Genomic DNA, 16,905 nt, shown 5'->3' on the forward strand with positions numbered 1-16,905 from the left:
CACCCACGAAGCTCGGGCCCTCATCTCGGCTCATCCGTCCGACGATCGACACCGGATGACACGGGTGGCGGCCCACCCCACCCCGGCGGATCCACCGGACCCGTTGCGACCGTCGGCCGACGCCGGGCGATCAGGACCGCGGCGACCACCAGAACCCCGACCACGCCCGCACCCGCACCGATCCACACCCCGGTCGCCACCCCAGCACCCTCCGGCTCAGCCACCACCGGCGGCACCCCCGACCCGGCACTCGGCGTCGCAGTCGCCACCGGCTCACCCGCCCCCGCGTCCTGCACCAACGGGGGCGCCCAACTCGGACGCTCAGCCTCGGCGATCTCCTGCGCGGTGTAGTCGAACTCGTTGTACCCATCCGCCTCGATCAACGGATTCACATCCGGATACTGCGTCGGATCGACCTGCACCATCCGATGCACCGACGCCAACCCGTAGCCGTAGACCGGGTCGTAGGTCAGCTCGTGCTCCTCCGACCCGGTGTTACGGATCAGCGACTGCAGCAACTGGTTACCCGTGGCCTCGGGAAAGACGCTCCAGGTATCGGCGAGCATCCCGGCGACCAACGGCGTGGCGAGCGACGAGCCGCCCGAAATCTCCCAGGAGTTCCAGCTCTGTGTGGTTTGGTCGCCGACCACGAGAATCTGAGCACCAGGGGCCATCACCGTCACACCCTCACCGGCGAGGCGAGCACCCTCAGTGGAAGGTTCACGATCAGGGCCGACCGATTGGACCAACACCACGCCGTTGAGTCCTTCGGTCAGCCTGTTGGTCACAGAGGGACCGCGGGTGACTTCGTTGATCATCCCCTGCACGACGATCACTCCACGCGAGAGTGCGTAGGCTCGTGCCTCCGCCAGATCGAGCGCGCTGCCTCCGATGAGGGACATCGAGATGATGTCCGCTCCGTCGTCAACCGCCTGGACGATGGCGGCAGCCATGGGATCTGCCTCGCCGCCGCCGGCGACCTGCGAGCCGCAGTCCTGGCCGATTCGCGCCGCGTAGAGAACCACGCTCGAGTCGGGGGCTATCCCAGGAGTACCTAGCTCGCCGTCAGACCCGCGGCCGTTCCCAACCAGCATCGAAGTCACGCTCGTACCGTGAGACGAGTCGCGGTCGTAGTCGGAGTAGTCGGCGGGCAGATACTGTCCGGGCGTGTCCTCCGGTGCGCAGAACGAGGGCTCGCGGACCCGGACATTGGCACCCTTTAATGTAGGGACTGCGGTGTTGATGCCCCCGTCGATGACCGCGATGGTCACCCCTGCGCCGGTGGCGCCCTGGGCGTGCACCTCGGGCAGCCCCATCGCCTCGACCCACCACAGCCCGTCCTGCGGGCTGTCGGCCCACGCGGAACCTGCGCCGACGCACGCGACCAGCGCCAGGCCGACGACTATTCCGATCACGCGGGCCGCACCCCGCATCACGGCCCTCATGGTCTGTCCGTCTCGAGCGAGTGACCCTGCGGCATCGTCGGCCCAGCCGCTCCGTTCGGACCGTGAGCCCAGCGGACGGGTTGCTCGGCTCCGGGTTGCGGGTGAGGCGTGGTCGTCGTGCGACTCTGCGCCCGGGCGATCAGGACCGCGGCGACCACCAGAACCGCGACCACGCCCGCACCCGCACCGATCCACACCCCGGTCGCCACCCCAGCACCCTCCGGCTCAGCCACCACCGGCGGCACCCCCGACCCGGCACTCGGCGTCGCAGTCGCCACCGGCTCACCCGCCCCCGCGTCCTGCACCAACGGGGGCGCCCAACTCGGACGCTCAGCCTCGGCGATCTCCTGCGCGGTGTAGTCGAACTCGTTGTACCCATCCGCCTCGATCAACGGATTCACATCCGGATACTGCGTCGGATCGACCTGCACCATCCGATGCACCGACGCCAAGCCATAGCCGTACAGCGAGTGATAGGTGAGCTCGTGCTCCTCCGACCCGGTGTTACGGATCAGCGACTGCAACAACTGGTTACCCGTGGCCTCGGGATAGACACTCCAGGTATCGGCGAGCATCCCGGCGACCAGCGGGGTCGCGAAGGAGGAACCACCACTGATCCTCCAGGTCTCCCACACCTGGGTGTCCCGGTCGCCCACCAGGAGGATCTGAGCGCCCGGGGCCATCACCGTCACACCCTCACCCGCGGACCGGGCACCCTCGGTCGCCGGTTCACGATCGGGGCCCACCGCCTGCACCAACACCACACCGTTGAGCGGGTCGGTGATCCGGCTGACCGGCAGTGCCTCACGCGTGAACTCGTTGTTCATGCTCTGGACGATCACCACTCCTCGGGAGATCGCATATGCACGCGCATCCGCCAGATCAGTGTCGTTCCCACCGCCAACAGAAATCGAGATGATGTCAGCGCCGTCATCCACAGCCTGCACGATCGCGGCGGCCATCAGATCGGCCAGCCCGCCCCCCGGGACTTGCTCGCCGCACGCATGGTCCACGCGCAAGGCGTAGAAGAGGATGCTCGCGTCCGGGGCGATGCCGGACGTACCGACCTCACCGTGATAGCCGCGGCCGTTGCCGACCAGCATCGAGACCACGTTGGTGCCGTGGGCCGAGTCATCGTCGTACTCGGGGTACTCGGCGGGCAGGTACTCGCCCGGGGTGTCCTGCGGTGCGCAGAACGAGGGTTCATGCACCCGGATGTCAGCACCCTCCAACGTCGGGACCGCGGTATTGATCCCCCCGTCGATGACCGCGATCGTCACCCCCGCACCAGTGGCGCCCTGGGTGTGGACCTCGGGCACGCCCATCGCCTCGAACCACCACAGCCCGTCCTGCGGACCATCCGCCCACGCGCTGCCACCACCGACCAGGACCAGCAGCCACAGGGATGTCAGAGCGCCGACCACCCGCACCGGCACCCGGCGCCGTCGCGTGGTCATGTCAGGTCCGCCCGCGAACCCGCACCCGCCGACGGTGGCAGCTGCACCGGTCCGGGTTCGTCCTCCAGGACCGGGGCTCTGGCCCCGGCCAGGCCGCGACGCTTCTTCTCCCCACCACCGGCACCCGCACCACCACCACCGATCATCCCGCTGGTCCCAGCCCGACCACCCCCGCCGGCACCCGCACTCGTACCGGCGCCAGATCCCGCACTGCCCGCAGCGCTCCCGCCGGCGAGACCACCGCTACCCAGACCAGCGCCCGCGCCCGTCCCGGCCCCCACACCCGCTCCCCCGCGGGACAGCCCGGACCCAGCCGCCAACCCACCAGCGGCGACCAGCCCCGAACCGGCGACCACACCACCGGCCACCCCGCGCCCGAACGAACTCTCACCACCCGACCCCACCGCGGCACTGGTCGACCCACCGAGCGTGGTGTTTCCCGACCCGGCCGAGTCCACCGACACCCACCCCCCAGGACGCCACGTCGAACCACCGCCGGCAGGACTGCTCCCGCCCGACAGACCCGACCCACCACCAGAACCCGAGCCCCAGTCAGCGCCCGTCCCCGACCCACCCACGGCCCACGAGCCACCGGTCGTACCGGATCCGAGCGTGCCGCCACCCGAACCGGTCCCACCCGCGCCCCCCACGCCCCCCGGACCGCTGGCCACGGACCCATCAATGACCCCGGTCATGTCCACCCCCGCCCGGGCCTGCGCCAACGCATCCTCCACCGCCGACGCAGCACCACTCAGCGACGCACCCCCACCCGCAACAGAGCTACCACCGGCTGGACCACCAGCTCCCGACCCGTTGCCTCCACCACCGGTCGTCCGAGACTCACTGCTCGAGTCGGGAACTGAGTCGTGGGGTTCAAAGGTCCGCTCGACGATGTCCTCGATCACCCGCGCGTACTCATCCAGCGCCACCTGCGCCTTGGTCACCACCGACCGCGCGTACTCCTCGCGCTTGTCCGCGTACCACTGGTCCACCAACCCCACCGCCGCGGCTCCCGCGACCACGGTCAACCCGCTGAAAACCAAGGTCGTACCCGATTCGGCTCGCTGTACCGCCGAGCGAACCCACCCCGGCGTCTGCGGCAACCGATCCAGCGCCACCGCCAACCCCGCGCGGAACGCGTTGAGCTCGTCGATCGCACCGGCCAACGCCTGGGCGATCTTGGCATCGAACTTCGCCTGTGCGGCGATGTCCGTCAGCACCGCGTCGGCCGCGTCACCGGCCTGACCGGTGAGCCCTTGATCGCTGGACACGGCCGAGACCGTTTCTCCCAACGTCACCATGCCGTCGGTGTAGGCAGGAAGACCGGGCAGATCCCAGTCCTGCCCGGTCACCAAGGCCTCCAGCTGCTGGACATAGGTCATCGACATCACGCATCGCCCCCGCCCTCACACATCGCCTGCCGGCCGTTCACCGGGACACCCACCCGCTCATCGAGGCCGAGCTGCTGTCGGCGTCGGCGCTGGGCTGGGTGCCAGGGCTGGGTGCCTGCCGCTGCTCGGCCTGGTCGACCATCCGGTCAAGGGCCGCACCCGCGACCTGCCCCTCCAGCCGCCCGGCGGTGCTGGCGACATCGGCGTCCGTCGCACTCAGACGCTCGGCAACCGCGCGGAGCTCATCCGCGTGCTCGTTCAGCCGGTGCTCCGTCCTGGACACCCGCTGTCCCAACAGGGTCGCCGCCGTCGCCAGCGCCCGCTCCACCTGAGCGCTGGCGGGTATGCCGCGTTCGCCGGCGGTCTGCTGGACCCGCGCCGGCGCGGGCAACCCCTGCGTACTGCGATGCAGCCGACGCGAGGTATCCACCACCACACCCGAACGCACCCCGACCTGCTTGCCACCCATCGCCTCCACCCCTTTCCACGACACCCCGCAGGGCCGGCCCGCCACCCCACGGCACCAGACCGGCCCCACCTGCCCCTGCGCGGGGGTGTCCTACAGCGCGAACCGCCCGGCCGAGGACTTGTCCGCCGAGGAGTACGTCGAGGCGATCTGCTCGGTCGCCGAGGCGATCCGCTCCAACAGCTGCTGCAACTCCCCCAACGAGGCATTCCACGACCGCTGCGCCTGGTCATACGCCTCCTGCGCCTGACCCGACCAATTCGCCCGCAATGCCGAAACCTTCGATTCCAGCGTGTCCAACTCGGCACGAATCCCGTTGGCACCACCACGGATCTGACCCGACAACGCCACCACCTGCTCGGGCGTCACCGAGAACGAAGCAAGAGACATCACACACTCCCCTCAATCCACACTGACCGGCGTCAGGCGCCCATCATCGACGACAGACCCGAGATGGTCTGCTGATGCGACTCATCGGTCGCCGCTTGATCACGCGCGGTCCCCTGCAACGAGGCCTCCAACGTGTCCAGCACCGCATTCAACTTGCGGGTCTTGGCATCCCACTCGGCCATCAACTGCGTGAACTTGCCCGCAGCAGGACCGGTCCACATGCCCCCGACCTGCTCGATCTCCCCCCGCACACCCGCGACCTTCTGATCGATCGCGGACTTCGCATCGGCCACCGCCACCGCACCACGCGCCAGGGCACCCTCTTCCGCAGAAATCCTCTCGGCCACAACGCTCACTCCCCTTCCACCCACACTCGCGAACACAACCAGACCGGCAAACTAACCACTCCACCCACCCCCGCGGGCCCAAACGAACCCGCCCAGGCCAACTTTCTGACCCGCCACGTAGCACTTCAGGAGATACGGGCGAAAACAGCCACCGCAACGGGGGTCGATCGCGCCCACTGCGGGACCGAGCGGGAGCTATTGTGCTGAGCGCCGCAGACCGGCCGAATGAGCGAACCCGGTGGGCAGGGAGCAGATGAACCAGACCGCGAGCGCCACGCGCACCCTTGTGCACCTGACCGTCTCTAGTGATGACCGGCGCGTCGACGTGAGCGTTCCGGCGCAGGTCCCTCTGGTCGAGGTCCTGCCGGCCATCGCGCGCGATCTGGGCGCGCTCGGCCCGTCACTGGTCCACGGCGGCTTCGCGCTGCGCCGGGCGGACGGTTCCGACCTCGACCCCTCGGGCACCTGCCTCGGCCAGGGGCTGCGGGACGGCGAGCTGTTGACCCTGGCGCGTGGGACCCAGTTGACCGATCAACGGCGCTACGACGACATCGTCGAGGCCGTCATCGACGCCACCCAGGACGGTCGTGCGCCCTGGACCGCGACCGACCGGGCCCGGACCGCGCTGGCCGCGTCGCTGATGCTGCTGGCGATCGGGGCGGTGCTGCTGTGGTGGGCGCCGCCGTCGGGGGTCCTGGCGCCGATGATCGCCCTGGGGGCGGCGCTGGTGCTGGTGGTGACCGGGTCGGTGCTGACCCGCGTCGGCAGTCCGGAGGCGGGGAACGGTCTCGGGTTGGCCGCGGCGGTGTACGGCGCGGTCGGGTCCTGGTCGCTGGTGCCGGACCCGGACCCGTGGGGGTGGTCGCCGGCGGCCGCCTGCCTGGGCCTGGCCGTGGTCGGTGGACTCGCACTGGCCGGCACGGCGACCAGTCCGCAGGTGCACCTGATCCCGATCGTCACCGGGTTGGCGCTGGGGACGGTCGCGGCGGTCGTGGCGCTGACCGGAGCGGACCTGGTGATGCCCTACGCCCTGCTGGTCGCCGGGCTCGCCGCCACCTCGAACGTGCTGCCGTGGCTGGCGCTGAGTTCGACCCGGATCGCGGTGATCAGTCCACAGAGCGACGCCGACGTGCTGGCCGATCCGCCACCGGTGGACGGCCCCGAGGTCGCGCGCCGGGCCGAACAGGGTCATGCGGTGCTGCTCGGGCTGCGGATCGCCTTCGCGCTCTGCGTGCTGGCGGCGACGCCGATCGTCGCGACGTCCGGAGTGGTCGGGGCACTGCTCTGCACGGCCGCGTTCACCGGGATGATGTTCGCCGGTCGGCAGGTCTACGCCCGGGTGGAGGTCGCCGTGCTCACCGGGCTGGGCACCTGCGGGTTAGCGGTGACCGGGGTCGTCGTGGCGCTGGCGGGCACCGTGGACCCGTCGGCGCTGCTGATCGTGCTGCTGGCGACCGCCGCCCTGGTGGTGACGTTGACGTGGGTGAGCACGACCACCTCGATCACACTGACCCGGTGGCTGGACGCCGCCGAGTTGGTGTGCCTGGTGGCGATCCTGCCGCTGGGGACGTTGGCCGCCGGGCTGGGCTGACGTCGTGGCGAGCAAGAAGGACCTGACCGAGGCGCAGTCGTTCAGCCGGCGACGCCTGCTCACCGCGTTCACCTCGGGCGCCAGCGGGACCAAGGAACTCGAACCGGCCAAGCCGCTGCGCACCGTGGTCGCCGGACTCGCGCTGTCCGCGCTGGTCGTGGTCGGTGGGGCGTTCTACGGCCTGGTCTCCCCGGGGTTGCCCGACGAGTGGGAGCACAACCGGCTCGTGCTGGCCACCGACACCGGCGGGAGGTTCGTGTCGGCCGACGGCACGCTGTTCCCGGTGCTGAACACCGCCAGCGCCCGGCTGCTGATCCCGGCCGACGACTTCTCGATCGTGACGACCAAGGCCGCGCTCCTGGCCGATCTGCCGGTCGGACCGTCGCTGGGCATCGTCGGCGCGCCGGACCAGCTTCCGGGCTCCGGGGAGCTGATCGGCACCGGGTGGACCGCCTGCCTCGGCGAGGACGCCTCCACCGTGCTGACGATCTCGGCCGACCCCGTGGCGGCCAGTGCCGGCTCGGCGGTTGTGGTGAGCACCTCCGCCGGGCTGTCCGTGGTCGCCGGCGGCCGGCACTACCCGCTGCCGACCGATCACGCCGACGCGGTGTTGCGTGCGCTCGGGCTGGGCGATGCCCCGCGGCTGAGTGTGGACGGGCGCTGGGTGAACCTGTTCCGAACCGGGACCGCGCTGAGCCCGATGATCGTGCCGGACGCCGGACAGCCACTGGCGGGGACGACGCTGCCCGCCGGACAGGTCGTGCACGTGGCGGGCAGTCCGCCGGAACAGCGGTTCCTGCTCAACGCCGACGGCACGCTGGCCTCGATCAGCCCGCTCGCCTATCAGCTCTACCTGCTCGGCACCGGCGCCCAACTCGGCACCGCGGTCGAGGTCGGGGCCACGGAGCTGGCCGAGTTCACCAACGCCGGCTACCCGGCCGGGGCGGCGGACTGGCCCGAGCAGGCGCTGGACGTCCAGCAGGGCACGGCGTGTGCGCTGCTCGCGACCATCGATGGCAGTCCGGCGACCGTCCTCGCCGCGGCCGAGGGCGGCGAGGACGCGACGGCCCGGGCGGTGCCGGTCACCTCGGACGGCGCGGTGTGGATGGACCCCGGCGCCGGGTCGGTGGTGCGGGCCGGCACCGGCGAGCAAGCCGCGACCGTGCTGTACCTGATCGACTCCACCGGCACCGCCTTCCCGGTCCAGGACGACCCGGAGACCCTGCACCGGCTCGGTTACCAGGAGGAGGACGTCGCCGACGTGCCCGCGCCGTGGCTGCAGCTGCTGCCGGTCGGTCCGGGCCTGTCGACCGCCGCGGCGGGCACCCCGGTCGCCGCCGGTTCGGCCGGGACGGCAGCCGGTGAGGGCTGACGTCGGCGCCGTGTGGCGCACCCTGGCGCTGCTGGGCGCCACGGCAGGCCTCGCCCTGGGGGTGCCGGGGCAGCCGGCCGCGCTCGCCGCGGACGCCGACGATGCGTGCACACCGGGCACGGTGGTCTGGATGGACCCGGAACCGCCCGCCCACGCACTGCTGCAAACCGACCTGGCGTGGACGGTCACCCGCGGCGAGGGCGCCCTGGTCGCCGTGGTCGACTCCGGCGTCGACGGAGGCAACGCCCACCTCTCCGACGCGGTGGTCTCCGGCCTCGACCTGGTGCAGGACGGCAGCAGCAGTCTCGGGTTGACCGACGCCGACGGTCACGGCACGGCGATCGCGGGCATCATCGCTGCCCGCGAGGTGCCCGGCTCCGGGGTGATCGGGCTGGCGCCGGACAGCCGTGTGCTGCCGATCCGCGTCTTCGTGGCGAACACCGACGAGGCACGGCAGGCCGGGCTCGGACCCACCCCGGCCCGGATCGCCGCCGCGATCCGCTACGCCACCGACCAGGGCGCCCAGGTGATCAACGTGTCGCTGTCCACCCCGGACGACGACCCCGACCTGCGCGCCGCCGTCGAGGACGCCACCGCCCGCGGCGCCCTGGTGGTGGCCAGTGCCGGCAACTGGAGCACCGCCGAGTCCGGTGCCGACGGCCCGCGTTACCCGGCGGCCTACCCGCAGGCCCTCGCGGTCGCGGCGGTCGAGGCCGACGGCAGCCCTTCGGCCGCCTCGATGCCCGGCCCACACGTCGACGTCGCCGCACCCGGCGCCCAGGTGCTCACCGCCGCCGCCGGGGCCGGTGACTGCCTGTACGCCGCCGACACTGCCCAGTCCAGCTTCGCCACCGGCTACGCCGCCGCGGCCGCCGCCCTGGTCGCCGTGGCCCACCCGACCGAGTCGCCCGACCAGTGGTCCTGGCGGCTGCGCACCACCGCCAGCCGCCCGAACCCGGACCAGCGTGACGACGACATCGGCTGGGGCATCGTCCAGCCCTACGACGCCATGGCGCTCGTGCCGACCGGTGACACCCGCGGCCCGGCCGGCCCCTCGACCGGCACCATCGCCGCGGCTCAGGCGACCGAGCAGGAGCCCGTGGTGCTGGCCCCTGCCGAACGTCCCTGGCAGCCCGCGCGCGAGACGGCTGTCGTGGTCGGGGTGCTCACCGCACCGATGATCGGGGTGCTGGTCGTGGTGCTCGGTCTCCGGCGACGCCGCCGCGCGCCCGACCCGGAGCCCGATCCGGTGCGCACCGGATCGGGGTTGGCACAGCGGGCACCGATCCGGGTGGCGAGGGCGCCGGATCGGCGCTGAGGGATCGCAGGACCGGTCAGCCGGTCAGGAGCACCCGGACCCAGATCACCGCGCCCGCCAGCGACGCCAGCACGCAGACCGCCCAGCAGGCCAGCGCGATCCGGGCGGCACGCCTGCTCCGACGGACGACCGACGGCATCCGGGCGGCCTGGACGCGGGTGGCGCGGGAATCGGCGGCGCGCGCCGGGGGCACGACGGTTTCGGGCACCGGTCGCGGACGGTAGACCGGTGCGGAAGGACCGCGGTGGCTGACCACCGGGGCCGGTGGGGGTGCCCCGTCCGGTGCCGCTGCCGGAGGTATCGGCAGGTGGTCGCCCGGCGTGGCCGGGGATGCGATCACGGTGTGGTCGGCGGGGTCGTGCGCGAGGGCGGTCAGATCCAGGGCGTCGACCGTGGTGGGCTCGGCCGGCACCGTCTCGTCCGCGGCCCACACCGTCCGGTCCAGGGGGTCCTCGACCGCCGGGTCGGGGCGGGTGGACGGGAGCGGCGGGTCGTCGTGGCGGCCGGGCTCGAGAGCCGGGGTGTCAGGAGGTGTGGTCATCGGAGCACCCGGCGGGTGGTGTCGGCGGTGCCGGTGTCGGTCGTGCCGGCGAGGTTCGTGCTGCCGGTCGCACCACCGGCTCGGACATCGACGACGACGACGGTGATGTTGTCCCGGCCGCCCGCCCGGTTGGCCAGGCGGATCAGCGCGGCCACTGCCGACTCCGCGGTTCCGGCGAGGGTCAGAGCGGCGCGCAGTGACTCGTCGGGGAGTTCGCCGTGCAGGCCGTCGCTGCACACCAGGAGCCGGTCGCCGGTCGTGATCGGGAGCAGCCACCTGTCCGCGGTGGCCCGGCCGGTGCCGAGCGCCCGGGTGATGGCGTGGGAGCGGGTGCCGTGGGACGCCGGGGCCTGGTGATCGCGGGTCAGCCGGGCGAGGCGGTCGCCGCTGTGCCGGTAGACCCGGCTGTCCCCGATGTTGAACACCAGCCAGTGCGGTGTTCCCCCGTGTTCGACCACGGCGGCGCCGGTGACCGTGCTGCCCGCGCCGCGGCCGGTGCCGGCGCTGATCGCGCAGACCCGCTGCTGGGCGTCATTGAGCGCCTGCCCGACGGCCTCGACCGTGACCGGGCCCGGGCCGGTGAGCCGCTCGGCGAGGGCTGCGGTCACCGCGGCGCTGGCGCGGTCGCCGGCGTCGAGTCCGCCCATGCCGTCGGGGACGACGAACACCGGAGGCTCGGCGAGCAGGGCGTCCTCGTTCCTGCGGCGGACCCGGCCGGGGTCGGTGCCGGCGGCCCAGGCGAGTTCGACGCCCGCCACGACTCGGTTTCCGCTGGTCATGCGTCCGTCCTCTCCGGCGGTAACAGCAGCGCGCCGAGTGTGCCCAAGAGGATCCGGCCGGTCACCGGCGCCCGGGTGCCCGGGTCGAGGCGGCGGGGAGCGCCGTCGGGTTCGGTGACGGTGACGCCGTTGGTCGAGCCGAGGTCGGTGATGAACCACACGCCGTCGATCAGGTCGAGCCGGGCATGGGTCTTGGACAGGGTGCGGCCGGGGTCGGCGAGCTGCACCGTCGGGAACTCGCCCACCGACGGCCGGCGTCCGAGCACCGCGGTCGGGGGCGGGACGGGGAACTGCCGACCGTCGTCGAGCTGGAGGACCCAGGGGTCACGGGCTGGAGCGACCGCGAGCACGGTGCCCTCGTCGTCCGCGTCGTCGGGGTCGGGGTCGGGGTCCGGGCAGGACGGTGCGGGCACGGCAGGCAGCGCCGGAACGATCACGGGTCGCGGCGGTGGGGGCGAGGCCGGGGCGGGTGCGGGCGACATCGGCGGTGGCGTCGCGGGTGCCACATCCAGCGTCGGTGTCCATGACGGCGCAGTGGGCACCGCCGTCGACGACGCAACCTCAGCCCTCTGCCCGACCGGCACGGCCCTGTACTGGACCACCGGCCCTGCCCCCCGGTCCGGCGCCCGCGACCACCCCAGGACGCCTGCCCACACCGGCGGCGCGATCACCCCGAACACCGTGGTCCCGGTACCTCGGCCGAGTTCAGCGCCGATCCGGTGGGCGGCGGTCGTGTGCAGGACGATGCCGTACAGGTTGACCAGGGGGATGAACAGGTAGATCACCGACCACCCGGGCACTCCACCGCGTTCGAGCAGGGTGACCTCGTTCCAGACCGGGACCCAGGCGCGCCAGGCGGGTAGGCCGAGTCGGCGGAACACCGCGCCGAGAGCGGCGGCGTACCAGCAGTGCAGGCCGGTGAGACAGAGGAGGGCCAGGAGGCCGATCAGAGTGGCGGTGATCATCTGGTCGGATGGCGTGGCCGGGTTCATCGGGGCTCCTCCTCGGCGAGGGGCCGGTTCCGGCGGGTGAGGGCGGGATGTGCGGCCGCCACCAGGGATCGGGGGCGCAGGGCGGCGACGAGCCGGGCCCACGGCGAGTGGGTGGCGGCGAGTGCGGTGCGGTCGGCGGCGACGAGTTCCCACGCGGCGGCGCTGGTGTCACGGTCGACGGGGATGGGACCGAACACGGCGCGGTCGGTGAGCTCAGCCAGGGCGACGGCAGCGGGTCGCTCGGTGGCGGTGGCGGCGCTGATCCGGGTGGCGCCGGTCAGTGGCCGGCCGAGATCGAGGCACAGGTCGGACAGTTCGGCCCAGGCGCCGACGACAGCGACCTCGGGGACGGCCGCGGTGCGGCGGGATCGTCGGCGCAGCGCCTTCGCGACCGGGATGGCCGCGACCGGTGCGGCGAGCAGGGCGATCGCGGACAGGGTGAGCCCGGTGATACGCAGGATCGATCGCCAACCCTGGGTGCCTGCCTCATCGGTGTCGGTGTCGGCGGGCGGGGTGTCGCCGGTGTCGTCGGCGCTGCTGGGCGGCCGGACCACCGCGGGGTCGGCGGGTTCGACCCGGGTGGGGTGTTCGGGCAGCATCTGGCCCTCGGTGACCGGGCGGGGTGGGTCGGTGTGCTGGGGGGTGGCGTCCAGGGTGACCCAGTGTCCGGCGGCGGACCGGACCTCGACCCAGGCGGCGAGCATGCCGCCGGTGCAGGTCTCGGTGCAGGACGTCAGGGTGGGGTCGTCGGTGGTCAGTCGCCAGCCGAGGACGACCCGGGACTCGTAGCCCAGGTGCCGGGCGATCAGTGCGGCCGCGGTGGCGAACTGTTCGTCGTCCCCGGCCGCGGCCACCAGATCGCCGGTGGGGGCGTCAGCGCCGAGTTTGTCCTGCTGCTCGTTCAGGTCGGCGAACAGGTCCTCGATCCGGGCGGCGGAGTGACCGGAGCGGGAGGGCACGACGGTGGGCGGGGACTGATCGGTGGCGGCGGACCGGGCGTCCTGTTCGGTCAGCCAGTGGCTGAGGTAGCCGCGGTCGCGGAGCCGGCCGACGAGTTCGCGCAGTCCCGGTTCGTCGGCGCCCAGCTGTTGGGACTGCACCCAGGCGATGAGTTGCGGGTGCGCGTCGGCATCGAGGGTGGAGGTGGAGGTGGGTGCGCCCAGCGGCCCACCGGCGACCGGCGAGGCCGTGACCCGGTAGCGGTCGGTGGCGCGCAGTCCCGTGAGGCCCTCGGGGTCGGTGGTGGTGATCAGGGCGGCGTCGGCCCAGGCGGAGTGGTAGTAGCCGGCGGCGAGCGCGTCGGCCCTGGGCCCCTGGAACTCGGGGGCGGCCAGGACGCCGGCCGGCAGGGGGAGCCAGAGCCCGCGGTAGCCGGTGTCGATCTCGATCTCGACCGTGGCGGTGGTCGCCGCGGATCGCGAGCGCGGCACCCGGGCGAACCGGTGGTCGGCGGTGTCGGCGGAGGTGCTGAAGTGCTGCCCGTCGTAGTCGTCCAGGACGGCCAGCCGGAGCCGGTCGACCGGGTCGGCGCCCTCGGCGGTCTGCGACTGGACGTGCAGCCACACCTGATCGGCGGCGTCGCCGGTGAACGCGGTGCGGTACGCGTCCAGCGGGCTGGGTTCGGCCTGCACGGCGATCACCGGTTCGGTGTCGGCTCGCAGGGAGCGCCGGGCGGCAGGGTCGGTCTGGTCGGCGACGATCAACCCGGTGGCCAGGGCGAGGGCGGCGAGGGTGCCACCGACCACGCACCGGATCAGCCCCGAGCCGAGGCGCCGGGCGAGTGGGATGCCGGTGCCGGCTTCCCGGGCCGCCGCCACCGCCTGACGCCGGGCGATCCGGGGTCGCAGGGTCAGCCACACCAGGCTGACCGCCGTGAAGCCGAGCACCGGGACGGTCACCCACGGGTCGGGCAGCTCGACCGGACCGACCCGCCACGGCTGCCCGGCCTGCGCCGGTCCGAGCAGCGGTCCGACCGCCACTGCCAGGGTCAGGGCGGGCACGGCGATCACCGCGCGGCGGCCCGGCGCGGTGGCGCACCTGGCCGCGATCAGCATCGCCGCGGTGAGCACCGCGAGCCACAGCGCCAGACTCGCCCGGTACTCCTGCACCGGAAGTCGCAAGGTGAGCAGGTGCTGCCAGCCGACGACGATCGCGCCGGCCGCCTCCGCGATCCCGGCGAGCAGATCCGGCACGGAGGTGGTGCGGTACGGAACGGCCACCGGCACCGCGACGAGCAGGTAGGCACCGGCGGCGGCCAGTGCGGCCACCCACCAGGCTCGCCGTCGGGTCAGGGAGGCCACGGTCAGACCGATCGCGACCGCGACCGCGCTGACCACCACCAGACGCCAGGTCTGGTACACCGGCCACGCGGCGACGGTGGCCAGGCCGGCCCCGATCAGCAGGTACCCGATGGCGGCAAGCTCACGGGTCCCGGCCGAGGGCTGCGCTGCACGGCGACGACGGCCGGCCGAGGCGGTGGCTGCGCTCATGCCAGGGCTCCGCGGGCGAGCATCCGGCCCAGGTCCGGCAGCCGGCCGACGGTCAGCACGGTCATCCGGCGGGTGTGACGGACGACGGGTTCGGCATCGATCGCGCACTGCAGCACCACGGCGCGGGTCGCGGCCGGCAGCGCGGTCACCGCGGCGGACAGTCGTCCCAGGTCCACCGCCGACCCGACGACCAGGAAGGCCACGGTCATCTGCGGGCATGCCTCGGCGGCGAGCGCGGTCACGTCCTCCACCGGGGTCGACCGCTCGCCGGGTTCCAGCTCGCAGGTGGCGTCCAGCAGGGTCCGCGGGCTGCGCACCGGCAGGCTGCGCACCGTGACGACCGTGCCCCGGCTGATCCGCGGCGGTTCGGCGCCGGTGGCCACATACATGTCCCGGCCGTCGCGAATGCCCTGCGCGGCCAGCGAGGCGAGCACACCGACCGCGAGTTCGACCTCGTCGTCATCCAGGAAGTCGGCCGCATCGAGCCCGAGCAGCACGGCCAACCGCGAGCGCCGCGACTCCTGGTACTCGCGGACCATCAACCGGCCGGTCTTGGCGGTGGACCGCCAGTGCACGTGCCGCATCGAGTCGCCGACCACGTACTCCCGGATCGCGTGGAAGGACAGGTCGCTGGCGACCACGTCGGTGGAGGGCAGCCCGTCCAGGTCGTGTACCTGGCCCAGACTGGTGGCGGGTAGTCCGATGGTGACGGGGTGTACGTGGATCGTCGACCGTTGGGGCCAGCGCACCTCGCGGCGGAGCACCCCGATCGGGTCGCTGCGGGCCAGTCGCATCGGGCCGACCTCGATCACCCCGCGGCGCAGGGCGGGGATGGTCAGGGTCTGCTGGTGACTGCCGCCGGGGCCGAGCAGCGGGATCCGGCTCTCGACCAGACCGGTGCCAACCGGCACGTCCACCACGGCGGGCAATGCCGGCCGGGAGGCGGTGTTCGCCACCACGAGCACTGCCTGGACCACCTGTCCGGCGACCACCCGATCCTGTCCCAGGTCGAGCGCGACCGAGTAGGTCTGTCCACCGAGCAGGAAGGGGGCACTGACCAACAGGAGCACCGCCGCACCGACCAGCAGCACCCAACCCAGGGCCCACCCGAGCAGCGGCCCGAGCACCGACCCGGCCACCAGTGCGGCGACCACCAGCCACCCCCCGGCGGTCACGGTGTCGCGCAGCAGGGCGGCGACGGCGCGACCGCGGGCGGCCGCCCAGCCCCGCAACCGGTGCCACCAGAAGCGCGCGGCGGCCAGTCGGCCACTGCTGCGCACCACTCGGGTGACCGTGGTGGCGTAGGTGCCGGTGGCCGTCCGGGTCCCGGTCAGTTCCAGTCGTTCGTCACCGCTCACGTCACGCGACGCCGTTCTCCACCGGGGCCGGCACGTCGAGCAGGATCTGCGCCAGGATCTGGGCGGCGTCGATGCCGTCGAACTCGGCCTCGGGTTCCAGCACCAGCCGGTGGCCGAACACCGGCAGCACCAGGTCGCGCACGTCGTCGGGGACCAGGTAGGACCGGCCGTGGGCCAGCGCCCAGGTCATCGCCAGCTTCGACAGGGCCATCGCGCCGCGGACGCTGACGCCGAGCCGGACCTCGGTGGCGGACCGGGTGGCGTTGACGATCCGGATCACGTGGTCGATCAGCACCGGGTTGACGTGCACCTGCCGGGCCAGTTCGCCCAGGGTGACCACCGTGCCGGCGTCGACCACCGCGGGCACCTCGGTGCGGGGCTGAGCCACCTCCTGGAGCACCCGCATGGTGGCGGCGTCGTCGGGGTAGCCGATCGAGGTCTTGATCATGAACCGGTCGAGCTGTGCCTCCGGCAGTCGATAGGTGCCCGCCTGCTCCACCGGATTCTGAGTCGCGAGAACCACGAACGGGCGCCCGACCGAGCGGGTCACCCCGTCCACGGTGACCTGGCCCTCCTCCATCACCTCCAGCAGCGCGGACTGGGTCTTGGGGCTGGCCCGGTTGATCTCGTCGGCGAGCACGACCTGGGCGAAGACCGGTCCGGCGTGGAACTCGAAGGTCCCACTGCGCTGGTCGTAGACGGTGATGCCGGTGACGTCGCCGGGCAGCAGGTCCGGGGTGAACTGGATCCGGGTGCTGGTGCCGCCGATCGACTGCGCGATGGTCCGGGCCAGCGCGGTCTTGCCGGTGCCCGGATAGTCCTCGAGCAGCACGTGGCCACCACTGATCGCCGTGGCGAGGACCAGCTCGATCACGTGCCGTTTGCCGTACAGCGCACGCTCGACGTTGTCGGCCAGCGCCGCGAAGCTCTCCGCGAACCAGGTGGTCTGCTCCGGGGTGAGGGTCATCG

15 protein-coding genes are annotated in these 16,905 nt (G+C 72.7%); 4 read left to right on the plus strand and 11 right to left on the minus strand.

The genetic code is table 11. The features are described from left to right. Positions 1–20: 20 nt before the first annotated feature. Together HGA03_RS01675 and HGA03_RS19225 are read right to left on the minus strand one after the other, a co-directional pair. A complete protein-coding gene (locus HGA03_RS01675) occupies positions 21–1,445 on the minus strand; it encodes a S8 family peptidase (RefSeq protein ID WP_168628470.1) in 1,425 nt (474 codons plus the stop codon). Beyond that, positions 1,442–2,902 carry a S8 family peptidase gene (locus HGA03_RS19225; protein WP_168628471.1) on the minus strand — a complete coding sequence of 487 codons (1,461 nt, stop codon included), beginning with the start codon at positions 2,900–2,902 and terminating at the stop codon, positions 1,442–1,444. Before HGA03_RS19225 ends, HGA03_RS01675 begins: the two co-directional genes overlap by 4 nt. A gap of 891 nt (positions 2,903–3,793) precedes the next feature. Here HGA03_RS19225 and HGA03_RS01685 point away from each other — a divergent pair. Further along, entirely contained in the window at positions 3,794–4,147 is a 354-nt protein-coding gene (locus HGA03_RS01685) for a hypothetical protein (protein WP_168628472.1), read from the plus strand. A 183-nt stretch (positions 4,148–4,330) separates the two neighbouring features. On the opposite strand, the gene HGA03_RS01690 is transcribed toward HGA03_RS01685, so the two are convergent. From HGA03_RS01690 to HGA03_RS01700, 3 genes are all read right to left on the minus strand, one after another. After that, positions 4,331–4,762: a hypothetical protein gene (locus HGA03_RS01690; protein WP_168628473.1), complete on the minus strand. Its 432-nt coding sequence runs from the start codon at positions 4,760–4,762 to the stop codon at positions 4,331–4,333. A gap of 90 nt (positions 4,763–4,852) precedes the next feature. Next, a complete protein-coding gene (locus HGA03_RS01695; RefSeq protein ID WP_168628474.1) occupies positions 4,853–5,149 on the minus strand; it encodes a WXG100 family type VII secretion target in 297 nt (98 codons plus the stop codon). A gap of 32 nt (positions 5,150–5,181) precedes the next feature. Beyond that, positions 5,182–5,505, minus strand: coding sequence for a WXG100 family type VII secretion target (locus HGA03_RS01700; protein WP_239073749.1), 324 nt, complete (start codon positions 5,503–5,505; stop codon positions 5,182–5,184). 244 nt (positions 5,506–5,749) lie between these two features. Here HGA03_RS01700 and eccD point away from each other — a divergent pair, with 244 nt between their 5' ends. From eccD to HGA03_RS01715, 3 genes are read left to right on the plus strand one after another with little or no spacing between them, the layout of a single operon-like run. Further along, positions 5,750–7,087, plus strand: coding sequence for a type VII secretion integral membrane protein EccD (eccD, locus tag HGA03_RS01705; RefSeq protein ID WP_168628475.1), 1,338 nt, complete (start codon positions 5,750–5,752; stop codon positions 7,085–7,087). Positions 7,088–7,091: 4 nt separating this feature from the next. After that, positions 7,092–8,459, plus strand: coding sequence for a type VII secretion protein EccB (gene eccB / locus HGA03_RS01710; RefSeq protein ID WP_168628476.1), 1,368 nt, complete (start codon positions 7,092–7,094; stop codon positions 8,457–8,459). Next, a complete protein-coding gene (locus tag HGA03_RS01715; RefSeq protein ID WP_168628477.1) occupies positions 8,449–9,777 on the plus strand; it encodes a S8 family serine peptidase in 1,329 nt (442 codons plus the stop codon). Before eccB ends, HGA03_RS01715 begins: the two co-directional genes overlap by 11 nt. A gap of 16 nt (positions 9,778–9,793) precedes the next feature. On the opposite strand, the gene HGA03_RS01720 is transcribed toward HGA03_RS01715, so the two are convergent. From HGA03_RS01720 to HGA03_RS01745, 6 genes are read right to left on the minus strand one after another with little or no spacing between them, the layout of a single operon-like run. Further along, positions 9,794–10,318 (minus strand): hypothetical protein, encoded by a 525-nt coding sequence (locus HGA03_RS01720; protein WP_168628478.1) that lies wholly within the window; start codon positions 10,316–10,318, stop codon positions 9,794–9,796. Continuing rightward, positions 10,315–11,097 (minus strand): PP2C family protein-serine/threonine phosphatase, encoded by a 783-nt coding sequence (locus tag HGA03_RS01725; protein WP_168628479.1) that lies wholly within the window; start codon positions 11,095–11,097, stop codon positions 10,315–10,317. Before HGA03_RS01725 ends, HGA03_RS01720 begins: the two co-directional genes overlap by 4 nt. Further along, positions 11,094–12,089, minus strand: a complete 996-nt coding sequence (locus HGA03_RS19230; RefSeq protein WP_168628480.1) for a DUF5684 domain-containing protein — start codon at positions 12,087–12,089, stop codon at positions 11,094–11,096. Before HGA03_RS19230 ends, HGA03_RS01725 begins: the two co-directional genes overlap by 4 nt. Next, positions 12,086–14,578: a transglutaminase domain-containing protein gene (locus tag HGA03_RS19235; protein ID WP_168628481.1), complete on the minus strand. Its 2,493-nt coding sequence runs from the start codon at positions 14,576–14,578 to the stop codon at positions 12,086–12,088. The genes HGA03_RS19230 and HGA03_RS19235 overlap by 4 nt, the downstream gene beginning before the upstream one ends. Further along, on the minus strand, positions 14,575–15,936 hold the full coding sequence (locus tag HGA03_RS19525) for a DUF58 domain-containing protein (protein ID WP_168628482.1): 1,362 nt from the start codon (positions 15,934–15,936) through the stop codon (positions 14,575–14,577). Before HGA03_RS19525 ends, HGA03_RS19235 begins: the two co-directional genes overlap by 4 nt. A 1-nt stretch (position 15,937) precedes the next feature. Further along, complete coding sequence (locus HGA03_RS01745; RefSeq protein ID WP_168628483.1) at positions 15,938–16,903, minus strand: AAA family ATPase; 966 nt, start codon at positions 16,901–16,903, stop codon at positions 15,938–15,940. Positions 16,904–16,905: the final 2 nt, after the last annotated feature.

It is taken from the genome of Cellulomonas denverensis, from assembly GCF_012396125.1.
Taxonomy (GTDB): domain Bacteria; phylum Actinomycetota; class Actinomycetes; order Actinomycetales; family Cellulomonadaceae; genus Cellulomonas; species Cellulomonas denverensis.

Bases quoted from the DNA above. Each gene is read 5' to 3' on its own strand.
- HGA03_RS19230 (WP_168628480.1), bottom strand. From the start codon at position 12,089: ATGAACCCGGCCACGCCATCCGACCAGATGATCACCGCCACTCTGATC.
- eccD (WP_168628475.1), top strand. From the start codon at position 5,750: ATGAACCAGACCGCGAGCGCCACGCGCACCCTTGTGCACCTGACCGTC.
- HGA03_RS01720 (WP_168628478.1), bottom strand. From the start codon at position 10,318: ATGACCACACCTCCTGACACCCCGGCTCTCGAGCCCGGCCGCCACGAC.
- HGA03_RS01690 (WP_168628473.1), bottom strand. From the start codon at position 4,762: ATGGGTGGCAAGCAGGTCGGGGTGCGTTCGGGTGTGGTGGTGGATACC.
- HGA03_RS01675 (WP_168628470.1), bottom strand. From the start codon at position 1,445: ATGAGGGCCGTGATGCGGGGTGCGGCCCGCGTGATCGGAATAGTCGTC.
- HGA03_RS19235 (WP_168628481.1), bottom strand. From the start codon at position 14,578: ATGAGCGCAGCCACCGCCTCGGCCGGCCGTCGTCGCCGTGCAGCGCAG.
- HGA03_RS01685 (WP_168628472.1), top strand. From the start codon at position 3,794: ATGTCCTCGATCACCCGCGCGTACTCATCCAGCGCCACCTGCGCCTTG.
- HGA03_RS01745 (WP_168628483.1), bottom strand. From the start codon at position 16,903: ATGACCCTCACCCCGGAGCAGACCACCTGGTTCGCGGAGAGCTTCGCG.
- HGA03_RS19225 (WP_168628471.1), bottom strand. From the start codon at position 2,902: ATGACCACGCGACGGCGCCGGGTGCCGGTGCGGGTGGTCGGCGCTCTG.
- HGA03_RS01725 (WP_168628479.1), bottom strand. From the start codon at position 11,097: ATGACCAGCGGAAACCGAGTCGTGGCGGGCGTCGAACTCGCCTGGGCC.
- HGA03_RS01695 (WP_168628474.1), bottom strand. From the start codon at position 5,149: ATGTCTCTTGCTTCGTTCTCGGTGACGCCCGAGCAGGTGGTGGCGTTG.